The organism is Pseudomonas sp. NEEL19, from assembly GCF_028751975.1.
In the GTDB taxonomy this organism is placed as follows: domain Bacteria; phylum Pseudomonadota; class Gammaproteobacteria; order Pseudomonadales; family Pseudomonadaceae; genus Aquipseudomonas; species Aquipseudomonas juntendi.
Window position 1 is genome coordinate 5278079 of the sequence record NZ_CP081491.1, and the last position, 20065, is coordinate 5298143.

At 60.9% G+C, this 20065-nt stretch carries 21 protein-coding genes; 12 read left to right on the forward strand and 9 right to left on the reverse strand.

Going from position 1 to position 20065, the window contains the following annotated elements; genetic code table 11:
* Positions 1 to 12 precede the first annotated feature (12 nt).
* Positions 13 to 1428: an acetyl-CoA carboxylase biotin carboxylase subunit gene (locus K4A76_RS23460; protein ID WP_009684483.1), complete on the reverse strand. Its 1416-nt coding sequence runs from the start codon at positions 1426 to 1428 to the stop codon at positions 13 to 15.
* 204 nt (positions 1429 to 1632) lie between these two features.
* Between K4A76_RS23460 and K4A76_RS23465 the strand changes: the two genes are divergently transcribed.
* The gene (locus tag K4A76_RS23465; RefSeq protein ID WP_161891643.1) at positions 1633 to 2580 is read left to right on the forward strand and encodes a LysR family transcriptional regulator; all 948 of its coding nucleotides are present in this window, start codon (positions 1633 to 1635) and stop codon (positions 2578 to 2580) included.
* Here K4A76_RS23465 and K4A76_RS23470 read toward each other — a convergent pair.
* The gene (locus K4A76_RS23470) at positions 2522 to 2740 is read right to left on the reverse strand and encodes a PA3496 family putative envelope integrity protein (protein ID WP_274411263.1); all 219 of its coding nucleotides are present in this window, start codon (positions 2738 to 2740) and stop codon (positions 2522 to 2524) included. The genes K4A76_RS23465 and K4A76_RS23470 overlap by 59 nt on opposite strands.
* Positions 2741 to 2952: 212 nt before the next feature.
* Positions 2953 to 3819 carry a transcriptional regulator HexR gene (gene hexR, locus K4A76_RS23475; protein WP_009683527.1) on the reverse strand — a complete coding sequence of 289 codons (867 nt, stop codon included), beginning with the start codon at positions 3817 to 3819 and terminating at the stop codon, positions 2953 to 2955.
* Positions 3820 to 3922: 103 nt separating this feature from the next.
* Between hexR and zwf the strand changes: the two genes are divergently transcribed.
* The 5 genes from zwf (at position 3923) to K4A76_RS23500 (ending at position 9628) form a co-directional block, all read left to right on the forward strand.
* A complete protein-coding gene (zwf, locus tag K4A76_RS23480) occupies positions 3923 to 5365 on the forward strand; it encodes a glucose-6-phosphate dehydrogenase (RefSeq protein ID WP_125854442.1) in 1443 nt (480 codons plus the stop codon).
* 88 nt (positions 5366 to 5453) lie between these two features.
* Complete coding sequence (locus K4A76_RS23485; protein ID WP_054904316.1) at positions 5454 to 5762, forward strand: hypothetical protein; 309 nt, start codon at positions 5454 to 5456, stop codon at positions 5760 to 5762.
* Between the two features lie 133 nt (positions 5763 to 5895).
* On the forward strand, positions 5896 to 8082 hold the full coding sequence (uvrD, locus tag K4A76_RS23490; protein ID WP_009683531.1) for a DNA helicase II: 2187 nt from the start codon (positions 5896 to 5898) through the stop codon (positions 8080 to 8082).
* Positions 8083 to 8257: 175 nt separating this feature from the next.
* Complete coding sequence (locus tag K4A76_RS23495; RefSeq protein ID WP_115295151.1) at positions 8258 to 9106, forward strand: Tim44 domain-containing protein; 849 nt, start codon at positions 8258 to 8260, stop codon at positions 9104 to 9106.
* Positions 9107 to 9220: 114 nt separating this feature from the next.
* Complete coding sequence (locus tag K4A76_RS23500; protein WP_054913664.1) at positions 9221 to 9628, forward strand: SMI1/KNR4 family protein; 408 nt, start codon at positions 9221 to 9223, stop codon at positions 9626 to 9628.
* Between the two features lie 101 nt (positions 9629 to 9729).
* Here K4A76_RS23500 and K4A76_RS23505 read toward each other — a convergent pair whose 3' ends face one another.
* Positions 9730 to 11490, reverse strand: coding sequence for a cation:proton antiporter (locus tag K4A76_RS23505; RefSeq protein WP_009683534.1), 1761 nt, complete (start codon positions 11488 to 11490; stop codon positions 9730 to 9732).
* Between K4A76_RS23505 and K4A76_RS23510 the strand changes: the two genes are divergently transcribed.
* A complete protein-coding gene (locus tag K4A76_RS23510; RefSeq protein ID WP_156326582.1) occupies positions 11485 to 11694 on the forward strand; it encodes a hypothetical protein in 210 nt (69 codons plus the stop codon). The genes K4A76_RS23505 and K4A76_RS23510 overlap by 6 nt on opposite strands.
* Before the next feature lie 136 nt (positions 11695 to 11830).
* Entirely contained in the window at positions 11831 to 12316 is a 486-nt protein-coding gene (locus K4A76_RS23515; protein ID WP_009683536.1) for an acyl-CoA thioesterase, read from the forward strand.
* Here K4A76_RS23515 and pdxY read toward each other — a convergent pair.
* Positions 12313 to 13185 carry a pyridoxal kinase PdxY gene (pdxY, locus tag K4A76_RS23520; protein WP_274411264.1) on the reverse strand — a complete coding sequence of 291 codons (873 nt, stop codon included), beginning with the start codon at positions 13183 to 13185 and terminating at the stop codon, positions 12313 to 12315. The genes K4A76_RS23515 and pdxY overlap by 4 nt on opposite strands.
* Positions 13186 to 13306: 121 nt before the next feature.
* On the opposite strand from pdxY, the gene K4A76_RS23525 reads away from it, so the two are divergent.
* Positions 13307 to 13699, forward strand: coding sequence for a DUF3301 domain-containing protein (locus K4A76_RS23525; RefSeq protein WP_009683538.1), 393 nt, complete (start codon positions 13307 to 13309; stop codon positions 13697 to 13699).
* Here K4A76_RS23525 and K4A76_RS23530 read toward each other — a convergent pair whose 3' ends face one another.
* Genes K4A76_RS23530 through zigA form a run of 3 tightly spaced genes read right to left on the reverse strand, consistent with a single transcriptional unit; the run spans position 13700 to position 16542 of the window.
* Positions 13700 to 14671: a CobW family GTP-binding protein gene (locus K4A76_RS23530; protein WP_274411265.1), complete on the reverse strand. Its 972-nt coding sequence runs from the start codon at positions 14669 to 14671 to the stop codon at positions 13700 to 13702.
* Positions 14672 to 14710: 39 nt separating this feature from the next.
* Positions 14711 to 15337: a DUF1826 domain-containing protein gene (locus K4A76_RS23535; protein WP_144189550.1), complete on the reverse strand. Its 627-nt coding sequence runs from the start codon at positions 15335 to 15337 to the stop codon at positions 14711 to 14713.
* Positions 15334 to 16542 carry a zinc metallochaperone GTPase ZigA gene (zigA, locus tag K4A76_RS23540; RefSeq protein WP_064314234.1) on the reverse strand — a complete coding sequence of 403 codons (1209 nt, stop codon included), beginning with the start codon at positions 16540 to 16542 and terminating at the stop codon, positions 15334 to 15336. Before zigA ends, K4A76_RS23535 begins: the two co-directional genes overlap by 4 nt.
* Positions 16543 to 16657: 115 nt before the next feature.
* Between zigA and K4A76_RS23545 the strand changes: the two genes are divergently transcribed.
* The gene (locus tag K4A76_RS23545; protein WP_054913670.1) at positions 16658 to 17038 is read left to right on the forward strand and encodes a hypothetical protein; all 381 of its coding nucleotides are present in this window, start codon (positions 16658 to 16660) and stop codon (positions 17036 to 17038) included.
* Positions 17039 to 17060: 22 nt separating this feature from the next.
* Positions 17061 to 17966, forward strand: coding sequence for a GTP cyclohydrolase FolE2 (folE2, locus tag K4A76_RS23550; RefSeq protein WP_274411266.1), 906 nt, complete (start codon positions 17061 to 17063; stop codon positions 17964 to 17966).
* On the opposite strand, the gene K4A76_RS23555 is transcribed toward folE2, so the two are convergent.
* The gene (locus K4A76_RS23555) at positions 17950 to 18477 is read right to left on the reverse strand and encodes a DUF3617 domain-containing protein (protein WP_009683544.1); all 528 of its coding nucleotides are present in this window, start codon (positions 18475 to 18477) and stop codon (positions 17950 to 17952) included. The two genes, folE2 and K4A76_RS23555, sit on opposite strands and share 17 nt — an antisense overlap.
* A gap of 131 nt (positions 18478 to 18608) precedes the next feature.
* Between K4A76_RS23555 and cls the strand changes: the two genes are divergently transcribed.
* The gene (gene cls / locus K4A76_RS23560) at positions 18609 to 20048 is read left to right on the forward strand and encodes a cardiolipin synthase (protein WP_009683545.1); all 1440 of its coding nucleotides are present in this window, start codon (positions 18609 to 18611) and stop codon (positions 20046 to 20048) included.
* Positions 20049 to 20065: the final 17 nt, after the last annotated feature.

Genomic DNA, 20065 nt, shown 5'->3' on the forward strand with positions numbered 1-20065 from the left:
TTGCTGCTGCATTCATAGGCCTGCGTGGGCGGCGATGGCGGCGGCGATGGCCAGGGCCAGCTCTTCGGGTTTGCGCTTGATCGAGTAGTTGGTCAGTTCAGGGTGGCTTTCGACGAAGCTGGTGTTGAACTGGCCGCTACGGAATTCCGGGTTACGCAAAATTTCCTGGTAGTACGCAGCGGTGGTCTTCACCCCTTGTACACGCATGTCATCCAGGGCCCGCAGGCCGCGGTCCATGGCTTCTTCCCAGGTCAGCGCCCAGACCACCAGTTTCAGGCACATGGAGTCGTAGAACGGTGGAATGGTGTAGCCGGTATAAATCGCCGTGTCGGTGCGCACGCCCGGGCCGCCAGGGGCGTAGTACCGGGTGATCTTGCCGAAGCTGGGCAGGAAGTTGTTTTTCGGGTCCTCGGCGTTGATACGGAACTGCAACGCGTAGCCGCGGTGGTGGATGTCTTCCTGCTTCACCGACAACGGCAAGCCTGAAGCAATGCGGATCTGTTCACGAACGATGTCGATGCCGGTGATTTCCTCGGTGATGGTGTGCTCCACCTGCACCCGGGTGTTCATTTCCATGAAGTACACCTCGCCATCGGCGAGCAGGAACTCCACGGTGCCGGCGTTTTCGTAGTCCACTGCCTTGGCAGCGCGCACCGCCAGGTCGCCGATATAGGCGCGCTGCTCGGGGGTGAGCTGTGGGCTTGGGGCGATTTCGATGAGCTTCTGGTTGCGGCGCTGGATCGAGCAGTCGCGCTCGAACAGGTGCACCACATTGCCGAAGCTGTCACCGAGAATCTGCGCCTCGATGTGCTTGGGGTTGACGATGCACTTTTCCAGGAACACTTCGGCCGAGCCAAATGCCTTGGTTGCCTCGGAAATGACCCGCGGGAAGTTCTGCTCCAGTTCTTCACGGCTGTTGCAACGGCGGATACCCCGGCCACCGCCACCCGAAGTGGCCTTGAGCATGACCGGGTAACCGATGCGGTCACCTTCGCTCAGGGCTTCATGGATATCGGCAACGTTACCTTCGGTGCCCGGGGTTACCGGCACACCGGCGGCGATCATGGTACGGCGTGCTTCGGTCTTGTCGCCCATGCGGCGAATCACGTCGGCGGCCGGGCCAATGAACTTGATCCCGCGTTCGGCGCAAATTTCCGCCAGCTCGGCATTTTCCGACAGGAAGCCATAGCCCGGGTGCAGGGCATCGCAACCGGTTTCCACCGCCAGGTTCACCAGTTTGCGCGGGTTCAGGTACCCGGCCAGCGGCTCGGCACCAATGCTGTGCGCCTCGTCGGCACGCTTGACGTGCAGGGCGTGGCGGTCGGCGTCGGAATAGATCGCAACCGAGCGAATGCCCATCTCGGCGCATGCACGCACGATCCGAACTGCGATTTCACCTCGGTTGGCGATCAGGATTTTTTTTATCACTGGAGTCTTCCCAAAGCCGTAGGAACAGTCGAGCCGGTTCTACCGGTCGGCGCGTGACCAGACGTTGCTGGCCAGTCGCGTATTCACCCTAGCGCCATGGGTTGATAAACAAAAATCAATATTTGTTAGGGGCTGTATTAGCAAAAGCTTATAGTTGGGTAACAAGGTATTGCCGATGAGCTCAAGACTATGCGTAAGTCCTTGATGCGTATGACTTTACGACAATTGCAGATCTTCAACGAAGTGTGTGATTTGCGTTCGTACAGCCGCGCTGCGGAAGAAATGGCGCTCACACAACCCGCCGTTAGTCTACAGATCCGGCAGCTCGAAGAGCTGATAGGCCAGCCACTGTTCGAGTACGTTGGCAAGAAGCTCTACCTGACCGAAGCAGCCGAGGCCCTGCAGCGTGCCAGCCGGGATATCTTCGGCCGGCTGGAGAGCCTGGACATGCAGCTGTCGGACATGCAGGGCTCATTGCAAGGTCAGTTGAAGCTGGCGGTCGAGTCCAGTGCCAAGTACTTCGTTCCGCACTTGTTCGCGGCCTTCAAGCAACGTCACCCGGAGGTCAACCTGACCTTGACGGTGGTCAACCGTGCCCAGGCCATTCGGCGGCTTTCCGACAACCGCGATGACCTGATCATCATGTCCATGGTGCCGCAGGACATGGGCCTGGAGTTTCTGCCCTTCCTCAACAACCCGATCGTGGCCGTGGCGCCGCCACAGCATCCGCTGTGCAAGCTGGAACAGCTGCGCCTGCAGGATCTGGAACCTCATACCCTGCTGGTCCGCGAGCAAGGCTCAGGGACGCGCAAGGCCTGCGAGGAGTATTTCAAGGACAAGCGTGTGCATTTCACCCAGACCCTGGAAGTGGCGTCGGCCGATGCCCAACGCGAATGCGTGATCGCAGGTCTCGGGGTGGCGTTGCTGACCCGCCACGCGGTGAACCTGGAACTGGCCACCGGCGTGCTGACCGAACTGCCGGTGGAAGAGCTGCCCCTGTACCGCAGCTGGTGCGTGGTGCAGGCCAAAGCCAAGCGCCAGTCGCCGGTGGCCTTGGCGTTTCTGGCGTTCATCCGCGGCGAACGTGCGCTGATCAGCGGGCTTGTTGAACGTTTTTCGGGGAGGCTGCCGCAGACGCCTGCCACACCGTGAGCGCTTGCAGGTCTGGGTAGTCCGCCAGCTCGCGGAGCAATTGACGCTGGTCGCAATAGCTTTCGATCGCCCGCCGATATTCCATGCGGCGCTGATCCTTTTCCAGCTGCTTGCGAGCCTTGGCGTTGGGTTGGTACGTACCGTCGAAGTCACGAGCCATTGCCTGTCTCCCAGATAGGATGCGGGAGTTTCAGACTGGCCTGGCAGGTTTACGGTTTAGCGGTGAAATGGTGACAAAACAGTGAAATCTGCTTTGCCGGTGCCGGCCCCTTCGCGGGCTTGCCCGCTCCCACAGGCATTGCGCCCATTGCAAAAGGTGCACATTACCTGTGGGAACGGGCAAGCCCGCGAAGGGGCCGGCACAGACTGAATTCAGTCGTCTGTAGCCTTGATCGACTTGGGCGACAAACGCAGGCTGCGCAAACTGCGTTTCACGCTTTTCAGGTGGTTGACCAGGCTCGGCCCACGCGCCATGGCCACACCCATGGCCAGCACGTCGATCACCACCAGGTGGGCAATGCGCGAGGTCAACGGGGTATAGATTTCGGTGTCTTCATGCACATCGATCGCCAGGTTGACCGTCGACAACTCGGCCAGCGGTGTCTGGCTGGGGCACAGGGTAATCAGGTTGGCCCCGCTCTCGCGTACCAGGTTGGCGGTGATCAGCAGGTCCTTGGAGCGGCCGGACTGGGAGATACACACGGCCACATCGCCCGGCTTCAAGGTCACCGCCGACATGGCCTGCATGTGCGGGTCGGAATACGCCGCCGCGCTCAGCAGCAGGCGAAAGAACTTGTGCTGGGCATCTGCCGCTACAGCCCCCGAGGCACCAAAGCCGTAGAACTCCACACGCTGGGCCTGCGCCATGGCGCTCACCGCCTGCTGCAGCGCCAGCGGGTCGAGGTGCTCGCGCACCTCCATCAGGGTGTGCAGGGTAGTGTCGAAGATTTTCAGGCTGTAGTCGGCGACCGAGTCGTCTTCGTGGATGGCGAACTGGCCGAAGCTGGCCCCGGCGGCCAGGCTCTGAGCCAGCTTCAGCTTGAGGTCCTGAAAGCCCGTGCAACCGATGGCCCTGCAGAAACGCACGATGGTGGGTTCGCTGATACCTACGCTGTGCGCCAGGTCGGCCATGGAGCTGTGCATGACGGCAGCCGGGTCGAGCAGCACGTGGTCGGCCACTTTCAGTTCCGATTTGCGCAGCAGGTGGCGCGATTGGGCGATATGTTGCAACAGATTCACGGGCTGGACTCGGTTATGATCGGCTGGCCGGGTTGTAGCTTTCTTGTAGTTATACTACATGGACGCCAACCCGCCCAGTTAAACGAACGTGGAGAGTGGTGGTTTGACTATTCCTTGCGACATTCTGGTATTCGGCGGCACCGGCGATCTGGCCCTGCACAAACTGCTTCCGGCGCTCTACCACCTGTTCCGCGAGGCCCGCCTCAACCCTGCAGTACGCGTCATCGCACTGGCCCGCCGCAACCTGCCACGCAATGACTACCTGAAGCTCGCCGAGCGCCACTGCCGGGCACAGGTTGCCCGCACCGACTTTGACGAAGAAGTGTGGCAGCGTTTTTCCGCACGCCTCGACTACTTCCCCATGGACGCGTCGCAGAGCGCCGATTTCGGCCGCCTCGCCCGCTACCTGGGCGAACCCGGCGGGCTCACGCGCATCTTTTACCTGGCCACCGCACCCAAGCTGTTCGTCCCCATTGCCAACCACCTGCACACGGCCGGCCTGGCCGATGGCGAAGCGCGCATCGTGCTGGAGAAGCCGATCGGCCACTCGCTGGAATCGGCCACCGCCATCAACGAGGCGATTGGCGCGGTGTTCGAAGAATTCCAGGTATTTCGTATCGACCACTACCTGGGCAAGGAAACCGTGCAGAACCTGATGGCGCTGCGTTTTGCCAACGCCCTGCTGGAGCCGGTGTGGCGCAACAACCAGGTCGATCACGTGCAGATCAGCGTGTGCGAAACCCTGGGTATAGAGAACCGGGGCGGCTATTACGACAAGGCTGGCGCGATCCGCGACATGCTGCAAAATCACTTGCTGCAGTTGCTGTGCCTGGTGGCGATGGAGCCACCCGCGCAGTTCGAGGCCGAAGCGGTACGCGATGAAAAAGTGAAAATACTGCGCGCGCTCAAGCCGATCACTGGCCAGGACGTGCAGGACAAGACGGTCCGTGGCCAATACGGCCCGGGGCGCATCGGCGGCCAGGAAGTGCCGGCCTATTACTTCGAAAAAGACGTCGACAATGACAGCGACACCGAAACATTCATCGCCATCGAGGCACACATCGACAACTGGCGCTGGGCTGGCGTGCCGTTTTACCTGCGCACGGGCAAGCGCATGGCACGGCGCTCGTCGCAAATCGTCATTCAGTTCAAGCCGGTGCCCCATGAACTGTTCAACGGCGGCCAGGTGAACCAGCTGCTGATCCAGTTGCAACCAGAGGAACGCATCAGCCTGCGCATGATGACCAAAAGCCCTGGCAAGGGCATGCGCCTTGAGCCGGTCGACCTCGACCTGAACCTGGCCCAGGTTTTCAGCCAGACGCGCCGCTGGGAGGCTTACGAGCGCCTGTTACTGGATGTACTGGAGGGCGACTCCACGCTGTTCATGCGCCGTGATGAAGTAGAAGCCGCCTGGGCCTGGATCGACCCCGTGATCAAGGGCTGTGAAGAACACTTCCAGGCCCCACGCCCGTATGCGGCTGGCAGCAACGGGCCAGAGCAGGCTACCAGCCTGCTGGCACGCCATGGCAGGGTCTGGCATAGCTGAAAAGTTTCATGCTGTGGCTGGGCTGGGGCTTGTTGCACGCTCTGGTCGGAAGGCGCATTTCGCCCTTCGCACGAATGGAGCTGCAGACATGATCAACAGCAAGAACTGGAAAGCCCAACATGACAGAATGCCCCCAGGGGCGCGTGTGCGGGTTGCAGGTACCGTCACCGTCGCCAACCCTGGCGTCGACCCCGTGCTGGTCAAGCGCGACGGGCAACCGGGTACCCTGGCCCTGGACCTGGAATTGAAATCGGAAGGCGGCAGTTTCATCCAGGTGTTGTGTGACAAGGAGGTGCATTTCGAGATGCCAACCGGCACTGAAGCCATCGCCAGCGTGGAAATTTTCCACGAAGGCACGCTGCTTGCCGAGATCGACGAAATCCTGATCACCGCTTGATTTCGCTGACAACCGCCACGTCGGCTTGCACGCCCGGCGCGGCGGCCTTGCGCATGCACCGTTCGGCGCTTGGGCAGGTGAGTATTTATACAGTACCATTTACCCCTTCCCTGCCGCGCCCTAGAATGGTCGGATGCACACAGACGACCTCTCCCTCCTGCTGAACTCCCTCAACGATGCCCAACGCCAGGCCGTAGCGGCCGCGCTCGGGCGTCAACTGGTGCTTGCCGGCGCCGGTTCCGGTAAAACCCGCGTGCTGGTGCACCGTATCGCCTGGCTGATCCAGGTAGAGCAGGCCTCGCCGCACTCAATCCTGTCGGTGACCTTCACCAACAAGGCCGCCGCGGAAATGCGCCAGCGGATCGAGCAATTGCTGGGCATCAACCCAGCTGGCATGTGGGTCGGCACCTTCCACGGCCTGGCCCATCGCCTGCTGCGGGCACACTGGCAGGAAGCGCGGCTGGTGCAGAACTTCCAGATCCTCGACAGCGACGACCAACAGCGCCTCATCAAGCGGGTAATGCGCGAGCTGGGCCTGGATGAACAGAAGTGGCCGGCCCGCCAGGCCCAATGGTTCATCAACGGCCAGAAGGACGAGGGGCTGCGCCCGCAACATATCCAGGCCGGTGGCGATCTGTTCCTGGCCACCATGCGCGAGGTGTATACCGCCTACGAGCAGGCCTGCGAACGCGCCGGGGTCATCGACTTTTCCGAGCTGCTGTTGCGCGCACTGGACCTGTGGCGTGACCACCCGGGCCTGCTGGAGCATTACCAGCGGCGCTTCCAGCACGTGCTGGTCGATGAGTTCCAGGACACCAACGCCGTGCAGTACGCCTGGCTGCGCCTGTTGGCGCGCGGTGGCGCCAGCCTGATGGCGGTGGGCGATGACGACCAGTCGATCTACGGCTGGCGCGGCGCCAAGATCGAGAACATCCACCAGTACACCGCCGACTTCCCCGACGCCGAAATGATCCGCCTGGAGCAGAACTACCGCTCCACCGGCGGCATCCTCAAGGCTGCCAACGCGCTGATTGCCAACAACAGCGGGCGCTTGGGCAAAGAGCTGTGGACCGACCTGGGTGAAGGCGAACCCCTGACCCTGTACGCGGCCTACAACGAGCACGACGAAGCGCGCTACGTGGTGGAAACCATCGAAGGCCTGATCAAGCAGGGTAACGCGCGCAACGACATTGCCATCCTGTACCGCTCCAACGCCCAGTCACGGGTGCTGGAAGAAGCCTTGTTGCGCGAACGCGTGCCGTACCGCATCTATGGCGGCCAACGCTTCTTCGAGCGCGCGGAAATCAAGAACGCCATGGCCTACCTGCGCTTGATCGAAGGGCGTGGCAACGATGCCGCACTGGAGCGGGTAATCAACGTACCCCCACGCGGCATTGGCGAAAAAACCGTCGAAGCCATCCGCGAGCACGCCCGCCACAGCCAGCTTTCCATGTGGGGGGCCATGTGCCAGCTGATCGCCGCCAAGGCGTTGAAAGGCCGCGCCGCCAGTGCATTGGGGGCCTTCATCGAACTGATCGAAGGGCTGGCTGCCAAGGTTGCGGACATGCCGCTGCATACCATGACCCAGACCACCATCGAGCAGTCCGGGCTGATTACCTATCACCAGGAAGAAAAGGGTGAAAAGGGCCAGGCACGGGTAGAAAACCTTGAGGAACTGGTCAGCGCAGCGCGCAACTTCGAATCCACCGAAGAAGATGCCGACCTCTCTCCGCTCTCGGCTTTCCTCGGCCATGCTTCGCTGGAAGCCGGCGACAGCCAGGCGGACGAACATGAGGACAGCATCCAGCTGATGACCTTGCACAGCGCCAAGGGCCTGGAGTTCCCCTACGTATTCCTGGTCGGCATGGAAGAAGGGCTGTTCCCGCACAAGATGAGCCTCGAGGAACCTGGCCGCCTGGAAGAGGAACGTCGCCTGGCCTATGTCGGCATCACCCGTGCGATGCGCCAACTGGTCATGACATATGCCGAGACACGCCGCCTGTATGGCAGCGAAACCTACAACAAGGTGTCGCGCTTCGTTCGCGAAATTCCACCGGGGCTGGTTCAGGAAGTACGCCTTTCCAACAGCGTCAGCCGCCCGTTCGGCGCCCCCAAGACAGCCACCAACAGCCACCTGTTCGACAATGCCAACATCCCGCAAACCGCCTTCAACCTCGGCCAGCGGGTGCAGCACGCGGTGTTTGGCGAAGGTGTGATCCTCAACTTCGAGGGCTCCGGCGCCCAGGCACGGGTGCAGGTGAATTTTGCCGAAGGCAGCAAATGGCTGATGCTGGGGTATGCCAAACTCGAGGCGATCTGACGCCTGTGCCAGTACCGTTCCTTGCAGCGGCTGCCTTTTTGGGGCGCGCTCAAGGGCGGTTGTGCCGGCGTTGTAACATTCAGGCAAAAGCTGGAAACATTATGTCGCTGGTCATGTGCCCGGGAACCTGTGCACCATGACGCGCGTGCAATCCACAACAGGGGATATCCCAATTATGCAACGTTTTCTTAGCATCGCACTGGCGCTTTGCGTCGGCCTGACGCTGAGCCTGGACGCCAACGCCAAGCGTTTCGGCGGCGGCAAGAGCTCGGGCTCCGCGCCTATTCACCAGACCCGCCAGGCCACACCAACCGCGCCAGCCGCCGCGCCGACCGCACCTGGTCGTGCCGCCCCGGCCGCCAGCGGTGCTTCGCGCTGGTTGGGCCCACTCGCTGGCCTGGCCGCCGGCGGCCTGCTGGCGTCCATGTTCATGGGCGACGGTTTCGAGGGCTTCCAGATCATGGACTTCCTGATCGTGGCGCTCATCGCCTTCCTGGTGTTCCGCTTCATTGCCGCGCGGCGTCGCCAGCAACAACCGCAAATGGCCATGCCAGGCCACGCGCCGATGCAGCGTGAAGCCCACGGCCAGCCTGCCCAGCCGTCGGTGTTCGGTGGTTCGGCCGCGCCTGCCGCCGCCCCGGTGATCAACGCCCCCGCCTGGTTCAACGAACAGAGCTTCCTGGCCGCCGCTCGCAACCACTTCCAGTCGCTGCAGCAGCACTGGGATGCCAACGAGATGGACAAGATCGCCGAGTTCGTCACGCCGCAGATGCTTGAGTTCCTCAAGCGTGAGCGCGCCGAGTTGGGTGATGGCTTCCAGTCCACCTACATCGACAACCTCGAAGTGCAACTGGACGGCGTCGATGACCGCCCGGACCGCACCGACGCCACCCTGACCTTCCGCGGCGTGTCGAAAAACTCGCGCTTCGACCAGGGCGAAGTGTTCAGCGAAAGCTGGCACATGGTGCGTGCCCCAGGTGAGAACCAGCCTTGGCTGGTAGCCGGTATCCGTCAAAACAGCTAACCGCTGCGCGCCGTACCAAGAACCCCGGGCCTGCCCCGGGGTTTTTGCTTTTGTCAGAGTGGCCTACTAGGGTATAACGCGCAAAGTTGTCATCTAGGTCAGAGGAAGTGAACCGTGGAAGAAGTGATCGAACAACTCCGTGAAGCCAACGAGCCGGTACCGGTACCTTTGGAGCTTCCCGATGAGGACCAGCTGGTGGAGATCGAAGAGCAGCTGTTCATCAACATTCCATACGTGTTCAAAGAGTTTTTGCTGACTGTGAGCGATGTGGTGTACGGCTCACTGGAGCCGGTAACTTGCACCGATCCACAGTCGCACACCTACCTGCCCGATGTGGCGGCCAACGCCTGGGATGCCGGCGTACCGCGTGAGCTGATCCCGTTGTGCCAGGACGGCGACAACTACTACTGCGTCGAGGAAGATGGCACCGTGGTGTTGTGGGATGCCGAGGAAGAGCTGGTCGGTGAGGACAGCTGGGAATCGGTATGGCACTGGGCACGGGATGTGTGGCTGGAAAGCTGATCTTCCCCACCAAATCCGGTGCAGCGGCGCCTACAGGTACCCACAACGGCCAAGCGTGTGGTGAACCGGTAGGCGCCGCTGTGGCTGCGGCCGGGTGGCACTCAGTGCGAGTTCTCGCGGCTGTTCTCCAGCGTTTCCAGCAAGGCGATCTGCATGCGAGTGTGCACGCGAATGAGCCAGCGCCACAGCAAGGCCACCACCACCGCAGCGACCACGGCAATCACCAACAGCAATTCGTTGGTCGGCAAGATGCTCGCTGACAATGCCGACAACAGCAGGAAAATCACCAGTAACGACAACAGCGGAATCACTTCGGCAATCACCCGCCGCACCCGCTGGGTATGCCGCCCGGCCATTTCCGGCTTCACGCCCATCTCGGCCAGCAGCATCGACAGCGCCTTGAGCTTGCGGTAGGCCGCGATCAGGAACGGCAGCGACAGCAATAACGCCGCGCCCCAGATCATCGCCTTCTGCTGGCTGATGTCGCTGACCCATTCGCTGAGCCAGTTACCGATGCGCCCGGCAAAATAGCCGCCGCTGAAGAAGATCGCGATCACCAGCGCCAGGTTCACCCCAACCTGCAGGAGGATGCGCCGGATCATTGCCGCGAGCATGGCACCCTCGCCCTGCGGTTGAATGTTGCGCAACCACTCGCCATACAACGACAGCACCCGCGCCAGGCGCCCGGGCACGACATTGCCCAGTTTCTGCGAAAGCGGGTCGGCTGCGCGGATCAGGTAGGGCGTAAGCAGGGTGGTGATAGCCGATACGGCGACCGCCACGGGGTACAGGAAGTCGCTGGTTACCTGCAGGGTCATGCCCAGCGCGGCAATGATGAAGGAGAATTCGCCAATCTGCGAAAGCCCCATGCCCACGCGCAGCGAGGTACGCCCATCGTTACCGGCAATGAACGCGCCCATGCCGCAGGACACCATCTTGCCCAATACCACCGCCAGGGTAATGACCACAATCGGCCAAGCGTATTCGACCAGCACCTGCGGGTCGATCATCAAGCCGATGGCGACGAAGAAAATGGCGCTGAACAGGTCGCGTACGGGTTCGATCAGGCGCTCGATCTTCAGCAACTGGCGTGACTCGGCCATGATCGCGCCAATCAGGAAGGCGCCCAGGACCATGCTGTATTCCAGCTTGACGACCAGCAGGCAGAAGCCGAAGCACAGCCCCAGCACGGTAATCAGCAACATCTCGTTGCTCTCGAACCGGGCCACGTAGGCCAGCAGGCGCGGCACCAGCAGGATACCGATGACCAAGGCAACGATCATGAACAACGACAGCTTGCCGACAGTGGAGAATACCTCCCCCGAGCTGACCGTGCCGCTGACGGCGATACCTGAGAGCAGGGCAATGATGCCAATGCCAAGAATGTCCTCGACAATGAGCACGCCAAAGATCAGCTGGGCAAAGCGCTCGTTCTTCATCTTCAGGTCGTTGAGCGCCTTGACGATGATGGTGGTCGAGGAAATGGCCAGGATGGCACCCAGGAACAGAGAGTCCATGGTGTTCCAGCCAAACCAGCGGCCGATCTCGAAGCCGATCCAGATCATCAGCACAATTTCGAGGAACGCCGCGATGAACGCCGTGGCGCCCACCTTGAACAACTTGCGCAGGCTGAACTCGAGCCCCAGGCAGAACATCAGGAAGATCACCCCCAGCTCGGCGAGGGTCTTGATGGTGTCTTCGTCGTGGATAAGGCCGAATGGCGGGGTGTGCGGGCCGATGATGAAGCCGGCGACAATATAACCAAGCACGACCGGCTGTTTGAGGCGGTGAAACAGGATGGTGACCACGCCAGCGACCAGCATGATGACTGCCAGGTCCTGGATGAAGCTGATGGCATGCATGGCGTGATACTCCTTTTCTCGTCTTTTATGAATGCCTGGGCAAACCGCTCCTCTGCCGGGGCAAACCTGAGCGAGCAGCAAGTACATACTGTATTGAATGCAGGAACGCCCATGGTGCATGGGCGTACTCAGGTTAACATCGCGATCGGCTGCAAAAGGCCGGCGCAATATGCAGAAACAGATCGGCTGGAAAAGCGCCGCTGATGGCATGATCAGCGTGACCGCTACGCCCCCGGCAACGTCCCGTAGCAACGAGGCAAATTCACAAGAGGGAAAAACCGTGTCAGCAGATCACCCCCTCCATTCGCCCGATTCAGCGCAAACTAACCGTGAGCACCTTATGGAACCTGGAAACGCCCAGCTGAGCATGACCGTCCTGATGACCCCGGACATGGCCAACTTTTCTGGCAACGTACATGGCGGCACCCTGCTCAAATACCTCGACGAAGTGGCCTATGCATGCGCCAGCCGTTATGCAGGCAGCTATGTGGTGACATTGTCGGTGGACCAGGTGATCTTCCGCGAGCCGGTACACGTGGGCGAGCTGGTGACGTTCCTGGCGTCCGTCAACTACACCGGCAATACCTCGATGGAAGTGGGCATCAAAGTGGTGACCGAGAACATTCGCGAGCGCTCGGTGCGCCACTCCAACAGCTGCTTCTTCACCATGGTAGCGGTGGACGACAATCGCCGCCCTGTGCCGGTACCGCCGCGTCAGCCGCAAAGCAGCGAAGAAAAGCGCCGCTTCCTGCAGGGGCAGCAGCGCCGCCAGATCCGCCAGGAACTGGAAAAGCGCTACCAGGACCTGAAAACCGACGCTATCTAAAAAGCCAGCAACTGCGCTTCGAAGCGCACACGCGGGTGGGCGATGCGATCCTGGGCCCGTACCAGCTGCAGCTCGTAGCTGGCACAGGCCTGGGTTTCCAACAGCACTTCATGCACCGCGGCGGCAGTGAACTCGAATGCCTGCACCCAGCTGTCGCCCAGCAATACCCTGGCCAGGAACAGCCCGGAAGTCAGGTCGCCGACCCCCACTGGCTGACGCGGAAACGCCAGCAGCGGGCGCCGCAAGTGCCAGCAGTGCTGGGCCGTCACCAGCAGCATTTCGAACTGGTCCTCGCACCGCCCGGGGTAGGCCAGGTGCTTGACCACGACCACCTGCGGCCCGCGCTGCAGCAAGCTGCGCGCCATGTGCACGCAATCCTCCAGCGACTGCGCGCGGCGCCCACAGAAGCTGTCCAGCTCCAGCTGGTTGGGGCACAGGATGTCGGCCTTGACCACCGCTTCGTCGAGCAGGAACTGGCTGACCTCTGGCGGTACGATACAACCTTTCTCAGCGTGCCCCATGACCGGGTCACAGAGGTACAACGCCTTGGGGTTCACCGCTTTGATCCGCTGTACCCCGGCCAGGATCGCCCGCCCTTGTTCGGCACTGCCCAGGTACCCGGAAAGCACCGCATCGCAGTGCCCCAGTTCACCGATGTTGGAAATACCTTCGACCAACGCAGGAATTTGCGCTGGAGCAAGCACATCGCCCGCCCACTGGCCATACTGTGTGTGGTTGGAGAACTGCACGGTATTGAGCGGCCACACGTTGACCCCGATCCGCTGCATGGGGAACACCGCGGCGCTGTTGCCGGCGTGGCCGAACACCACATGGGACTGAATGGCGAGCAGGTGCGGAGTACGTTTCATGCGGGTGTTTTCCAAAGCTGTTTCAAAGAATGGTGCGCGACGCAGTATGAACTCGATTGTTACCTGTACGACAGGCCAGGGACGCAGTTAAGCTGGATCTACCTGTTTGGAGCATAAGCAAATGTTGACCCTGGAGAACCTCTTCGTCCTGATGCTGGTAGCCACGGCAGGCGCCTGGTTGTGGCACAACCATGGGTTGCGCGAGAAAGCCCTGGAACGGGTCAAACAGCATTGCGCCAAACTGGACCTCGAGTTGCTTGACGACGCCGTGGCGCTCAAGCGCATCGGCTTTGTGCGCGATGCCAATGGCCGCAAGCGCCTGGCCCGCATCTATGCCTTCGAGTTCACCGTCACTGGCGAGCAGCGCCACCCCGGTAGCGTGACACAGTTCGGTGCGCACAGCGTGCAGATAGAACTGGCACCCTACCCGTTCGAGATCAAGACCCCGCCGCGCACCGACAACGTTATCGAGATGCAGCAATGGCGCCAGGAACACAACCGCTGGCGTAACTGATCAGCTGATGCAGCATTCACGCAAAGCGGCCTGCAGCGCCGCTTGCGATTGCGCCTGATCGAAAATCAGCTCGATGCGGCTGTCCCGGCGCCACTCGCTGGGCTGCCAGGCGGGCAAGCCCCCATCCAGCCCGTTGAAAGCCTGCCACCCCTCCGGGCTGTGGATAACCCCCTTGGCGCGTCGCCAGGGCAAATTTTGCAAGAACGTGCTTAGCCGCTGTGGATAAAACTGCTGGCTGGGGTGCCAGCGCCAGCCAATACTCCAACCACCCTCACCTTGCTGGGCCAGGCAGACCGGCTGGGTGGGGTCGGCCCAGACCGCACCTGTGGTTATTTCCAGATTGTCGACAATCCTGACAGCGGAAAGCGGGCTGTCAACAATCTGTGAAGGTGCTTGGGGTAGGCCACAAAACGCTACTTCACCCTGCACCGCCCACAGCACTCTCCTGCCGCTAAATTTATTACTTATCAACAACTTAGCTGATTCATCCACAGCCTCTGACTTATTCAGAATCACACATTCGCAGGCGTTCAACGCCTGCTGTTGCGCATCGGAAAGCCGCTGGTTGCGAACCACCGCCTGAGCATCCAAAACCATGACAAGTGGCTGAATTGTCAGCACTCCAGCCCATGGCGCTGCCTGCAGCTGTGCCTGCAATTGCAACGGGTGACCCAAACCTGAAGGCTCGATGAACAAACGGTCAGGGCGTGATTTGCGCAATAGACGCCCTAGCCCGACCTGAAACGGCATACCGTTCACGCAGCACAGACAACCACCGGCCACTTCACCAATGGCAACACCGTCTTCATCCCGGCTGAGCAACGCCGCATCCAGGCCAACCAGGCCGAATTCATTGATCAGCACCGCCCAGCGCTCATTGGGCGGCCGCTGCGCCAGCAAATGGCGGATCAGGGTGGTTTTGCCGGCGCCGAGCGGGCCGGCAATCACGTGGGTAGGTATGTTCTGCAGCATGGCCTGGTTCAAACAGTGGCAAAGCCTAACTATGCGCCGTCAGGCCAACCAGTCAAGGCTCAGCAGCAGACGCCCCTGCTGGCCCGAAGGCGAGCGGTGAACCAGACCTGCGCCTTCATTGCCTTGCCAGTTCTCGCCCTTGAGCAGCGCGACATCACCGGCTTGCAGGGTTTGAATTTTATCCACAGGGGGCTGTGCTGTGTGTAACTCCCGCCGGTGGCTGATCGCCTCAGGCAACCATTCACTGCCCGGCCCCACGTAGGTTGTGAGCAAGCGTAATGGTACGTTATCCACATGGAAGCGCGGACACATGGGGCCATCCAGCACGCGCAGGCGTAAACCCACACGGCGCGCACCCACCAGGCAGGTGTAGGCCGCGACCAGCCAGGTCACATCGGCTACAAATGACTCATAGCCATGCAGGTCAGCGGCTTCGCGCAGCAGGTCCGGCAGGACCGGCGCGTGCTGCTCGTGCACCTCGATTACCCGTTGGTCGGTCAAAGGCTGGCCAAGGCTGAGTACCAGTTCGGCAAAGTCCTGCAATTGCGCCGGCAGCCGCCGCCGCCACACGGCCAGGTTGACACCATCCTGCAGGACCTCAGCCAATATTTGCGGCGTTTCGCCAAACACCTGAAAGATATCCACAGGCCTGAATGCCAGGCTCATGCTGCGGACTCCGCATGCCACGGTCCGAACGGATCGGGCAGCCGCAACCAGCCCATATGCCCAAGCTGCATTTCCTGGTCGGTCAACAAGCACGCGTCAAGGGCTGTGGATAACTTGGCAAAGTCGATGTTCTGCCCAATGAACACCAATTCCTGGCGGCAATCGCCGGTTTCAGCGGTCCAGTGTTTAAGGATTGCACTGGTGTTATCCACATCCTCAGGCCACTGGTCGCGCGGTACGAAGCGCCACCAGCGCCCCGCTAGCCCATGGCGCATCATCCCGCCCGCTTGCGACCAGCTACCGGCTTCCTGGTACTTGCTGGCCAACCAGAAAAAACCTTTGGAACGGAGCAAGCGGCCGTTGCTCCAGTGCGTGTGGATAAAGTCGTAGAACCGTTGTGGATGCAGCGGGCGCCGCGCTTGCCAGGTCATGGCTGCAATCCCGTACTCTTCGGTTTCCGGTACGTGCTCGCCGCGTAGCTCCTGCAACCAGCCTGGCGCCTGGGCCGCCTGGTCGAAGTCGAACAGGCCCGTATCGAGAATGCGCTCCAGTGGCACCTGGCCCATGACCATCGGCACGATCTCTGCCCGCGCATTGAGGCTGCGCAAAATGGCCACGAGCTCTTCGCGCTCATGCTGGCTGATCAGGTCGATCTTGCTCAGCAGCAGTACATCGGCGAATTCCACCTGTTCGATCAGCAGGTCGCTGATCGAGCGCTCATCGTCCTCGCCCAGTGTTTCGCCACGGCTAGCCAGGCTGTCTGCAGCCTGGTAATCGCGCAGGAAGTTCAGGCCATCGACCACCGTGACCATGGTGTCCAGCCGTGCCATGTCGGACAAGCTGCGGCCTTGTTCGTCGCGGAAGGTGAAAGTCTCTGCCACCGGCAGTGGCTCCGAAATACCCGTGGACTCGATCAGCAGGTAGTCGAAGCGCCCTTCTGCGGCTAACCGCGCTACCTCTTCAAGCAGGTCCTCACGCAGGGTGCAGCAGATGCAGCCGTTGCTCATCTCTACGAGCTTTTCTTCAGCGCGGTTGAGGCTGACGTTGCGCTGCACCTCGCTGGCATCGATGTTGATTTCGCTCATGTCGTTGACGATGACGGCAACCCGCAGGTTGTCACGGTTACGCAATACATGGTTGAGCAACGTGCTTTTGCCGGCACCCAGAAAGCCGGACAGCACAGTAACGGGAAGACGATTGGACATGGCGAAACCCCTTCAGGCGAGCGCATTCGAAACGATGCATTGCATAATGTTATAAAGTAACAATACAATTTCGCCAAGTCGTTCTCGACGGACGAATGCTCACCAGGGACAAAACATGAAACTGTCACGCGCCATGGCATTGGTGTTGTTCGCCATGCCCACCTCACTGGTTGCCATGCCGCAGAGCACTGCACTGGCGTTGTGTACCCGCAGCGCCACGCTGCTCTCCTGCCAGGACGGCAAAGGGAGTTACTACAGCGTACGCACGCACGGCACTGAGCTTTACCTGCGCGGTTTCGACTCGGTCACGCGGCGGCTATGGGCTCAAACCAACAGCCGTTACGGTTCGTTGACCTTCTTCACCGGCCTGGCCAGTGACGGCGAAGCCTGGGTGGGTTACAGCCGCCGCGTAGGCTGGACCACGTTGAACCGGGTGTCCAGTTCCAGCGGGCAACGTTTCAATTTGCATTGCAGCATGATCGGCGGCTGCCGCTGACACCTTTTTCTGTGGAAACCCAATGAACCAGCATACGCTCCCCGATATCGCCTCACAGACTCATGCGTTCGCCTTGCCACTGAACTGGGTGGGCATGTGTGGCATAGCCCTGCCCGTGCAGTTCGAAGGGCGCCCCGCTGCTGCCACCGTCGACGCAGGCGTCAGTTTGATAGACGGCCATTCACGTGGCATCCACATGTCGCGGCTCTACCTTGCATTGGAGGCCCTGGAAAACCAGCCCCTTACGGCGCTGGCAATTCGGCAGCTTTTGGCGGATTTTTTGACCAGCCACGAAGGGCTGTCTTCCGCTGCTTATCTGCGCTTGGGCTTTGATCACCTGCTTAAAAGACCAGCCTTGATCAGCCCATTGGCAGGCTGGAAGAGCTATCCCGTGACCATCGATGCACGCATCGAGAATGAAATGTTCCACGTGGAACTATCCGTATGCGTGCCCTATTCGTCCACCTGTCCATGTTCGGCGGCGCTTGCCAGGCAACTGATACAACAGCAGTTCCAACAGCAATTCCCCGGGTCGCAGGTCGACACTGCGGCGGTAATGAACTGGCTAGGCACTGCCGAAGGCATCGTCGCTACCCCACATAGCCAACGCAGTAGCGCGAAAATTCAGGTACGGCTGCGCAGCAGCCAGCGTGAGCTGCCGATTACCGAGCTGATTGATTGCATCGAAATGAGCTTGGGCACAGCGGTACAGACTGCGGTCAAGCGTGCAGACGAACAGGCCTTCGCTTTAGCCAACGGGCAGAACCTGATGTTCTGTGAAGATGCTGCCCGGCGCCTGCACCAGGCGCTGCGACAATTGGAGTGGAGTGCCGCTTTCAGGCTGCGGGTGGAACATGCAGAAAGCCTGCATGCCCACGACGCTGTTGCCACCAGCCAGTGGCAGTGGGACCTCAACTGCGCGGTTTGACCGTACCGCAATCACTGCCCAGCCACACCGCACGGGTGTTCATGCTGCCTTGCTGCTGAACACCCGACGCGTTGAAGGTGCCACTGACCTGGGTGGTGAACTCCCGATCACTGAGGAACGTCGCCTGGCCACTGCCCTGTGCCTTCGGGCAACTGAACTCGAACTTCCACACGTTGCCGGTACGGTCAGTGATTTTCTGCGTGCAACCGGATTTGGGATCCTGCAGCGGGATGTCGTTGGTCGCCACCTGTTCGGCGGTCAGGCAGGAACGCACGCCATTACCAGCCACCGTCACCCCTTGTTTGGCCAGCACGCCTTCCATCATCGCGCGCTGCTCCGGCGGCAGGTTCTTGAGCTGGCCCAGCATGAACCCCATGTCAGGTAACGGCTTGCCATCGACCTGCATGTTGCTGGTGGTCAGCTCCCACAAACCCGGTTGCAGCATCTGGGCATGCACCAGCGGGCTGCTCATACCGAGGACCAGGGCCAACAGTGGCAGACGAATCTTCATGGGTGAACACTCCTGAAAAAAGCCGGCCAAGCGGGCCGGGCTGAGCCTTAGACGCCAAAACCATCCGCAGGTTGCAAGGTGCACCGGGAACGTGTTCTGTTAGCCAACAGTACTCGGTGAGCAGGATGCATATGGATTACCACAGCCCCTATTTCTTTGGTTATGTAATTGGCCTGATTCATCTACTGGGTATCGTAGCCGCACTGCATGCGTTGTTCACGGTGCGCACGGCCCAAGGCGCAATTGCCTGGGCGATGCCGTTGTTCTTCATTCCTTATTTCACCCTTATACCGTACCTGGTGTTCGGCGCCCGTTCGTTCAATGCGTATATCAAGGCGCGCCGCCAAGCCAACCAGGAAATGCACGTTGCAATGGCCAACCTCAACTGGCGGCCATGGGTTGAAGAAGCCCTGACCGCCCGCGAGTCGGAAAGCTACGCCGCGCTACGCGCCATGCCCAAACTGGGGCGCATGCCTTGCCTGGCGAACAACCAGGTGAAGCTGCTGATCAATGGCAAGGCCACCTTCGATGCCATTTTCGCGGCCATCGAAAAAGCCCGCGATGTGGTGCTTGTGCAGTTCTTCATCATCCATGACGACAAACTCGGCAAGGCATTACAGCACCTGCTGCTGCGCAAGGCGGCTGAAGGGGTTCAGGTGTTTGTGCTGTACGACCGTGTCGGTAGCCATGCCTTGCCAGCCAGCTACAGCCAGGCGCTGCGTGATGGCGGCGTACAGGTTCACGCTTTCGCCACCCGGCGTGGTTGGTTCAACCGCTTTCAGGTCAACTTCCGCAACCATCGCAAGATCGTGGTGGTGGATGGCTTGGTCGGTTTCATCGGCGGGCATAACGTAGGTGACGAGTACCTGGGTGAAGACCCGCAGCTTTCACCGTGGCGCGATACTCATGTGCAGATCGGCGGGCCAGTGCTGGCCTGCCTGCAAGAGTCGTTCGCCGAAGACTGGTACTGGGCCTCGCGCCAGCTGCCGCCGCTGATTCTGCCAGATGCCTACCCGGACGACGGCGTGCTCTGCCAGGCCTTGGCCAGTGGGCCGGCGGACCCACAGGAAACCTGCGCACTGTTCTTCCTTGAAGCCATCCACTCCGCCACGCGCAGGGTGTGGATAACCACCCCCTACTTCATCCCTGACGAAGCGGTGTTCGCGGCATTGCGTCTGGCAGCACTGCGTGGGGTGGATGTGCGCGTATTGATCCCGGCACGCCCCGACCACCGGGTTGTCTATGCCGCCTCCAGCCTGTTTGCCTTCGAAGCGGTACGCGCAGGCGTACGCATGTTCCGCTACCAGCCGGGTTTCCTGCACCAGAAGGTGGTGCTGGTAGATGACGAGGTCAGCGCAATCGGCAGTGCCAACCTGGACAACCGTTCATTCCGCCTGAACTTCGAGATCACCCTGCTGACGGTCGACCGTGGCTTTGCCGACCAGGTGGAACGTATGTTGAATGAAGACTTCGAGCAGGCGCGAGAAATAACCGTTGAGGACAGCCGCGACACCCACCGGCTACAGCAATTGGGGATGCGCATCGCACGCTTGATATCCCCAATCCTGTAACCGGTGCCGCCGACCAG

Coding starts and splice junctions, on each gene's coding strand:
- K4A76_RS23465 (WP_161891643.1), top strand. CDS start 1,633: ATGCGTATGACTTTACGACAATTGCAGATCTTCAACGAAGTGTGTGAT.
- K4A76_RS23470 (WP_274411263.1), bottom strand. CDS start 2,740: ATGGCTCGTGACTTCGACGGTACGTACCAACCCAACGCCAAGGCTCGC.
- K4A76_RS23485 (WP_054904316.1), top strand. CDS start 5,454: ATGATCAACAGCAAGAACTGGAAAGCCCAACATGACAGAATGCCCCCA.
- uvrD (WP_009683531.1), top strand. CDS start 5,896: ATGCACACAGACGACCTCTCCCTCCTGCTGAACTCCCTCAACGATGCC.
- K4A76_RS23495 (WP_115295151.1), top strand. CDS start 8,258: ATGCAACGTTTTCTTAGCATCGCACTGGCGCTTTGCGTCGGCCTGACG.
- K4A76_RS23510 (WP_156326582.1), top strand. CDS start 11,485: ATGCATGGCGTGATACTCCTTTTCTCGTCTTTTATGAATGCCTGGGCA.
- K4A76_RS23505 (WP_009683534.1), bottom strand. CDS start 11,490: ATGCATGCCATCAGCTTCATCCAGGACCTGGCAGTCATCATGCTGGTC.
- K4A76_RS23515 (WP_009683536.1), top strand. CDS start 11,831: ATGGAACCTGGAAACGCCCAGCTGAGCATGACCGTCCTGATGACCCCG.
- pdxY (WP_274411264.1), bottom strand. CDS start 13,185: ATGAAACGTACTCCGCACCTGCTCGCCATTCAGTCCCATGTGGTGTTC.
- K4A76_RS23525 (WP_009683538.1), top strand. CDS start 13,307: ATGTTGACCCTGGAGAACCTCTTCGTCCTGATGCTGGTAGCCACGGCA.
- K4A76_RS23530 (WP_274411265.1), bottom strand. CDS start 14,671: ATGCTGCAGAACATACCTACCCACGTGATTGCCGGCCCGCTCGGCGCC.
- K4A76_RS23535 (WP_144189550.1), bottom strand. CDS start 15,337: ATGAGCCTGGCATTCAGGCCTGTGGATATCTTTCAGGTGTTTGGCGAA.
- zigA (WP_064314234.1), bottom strand. CDS start 16,542: ATGTCCAATCGTCTTCCCGTTACTGTGCTGTCCGGCTTTCTGGGTGCC.
- K4A76_RS23545 (WP_054913670.1), top strand. CDS start 16,658: ATGAAACTGTCACGCGCCATGGCATTGGTGTTGTTCGCCATGCCCACC.
- folE2 (WP_274411266.1), top strand. CDS start 17,061: ATGAACCAGCATACGCTCCCCGATATCGCCTCACAGACTCATGCGTTC.
- K4A76_RS23555 (WP_009683544.1), bottom strand. CDS start 18,477: ATGAAGATTCGTCTGCCACTGTTGGCCCTGGTCCTCGGTATGAGCAGC.
- cls (WP_009683545.1), top strand. CDS start 18,609: ATGGATTACCACAGCCCCTATTTCTTTGGTTATGTAATTGGCCTGATT.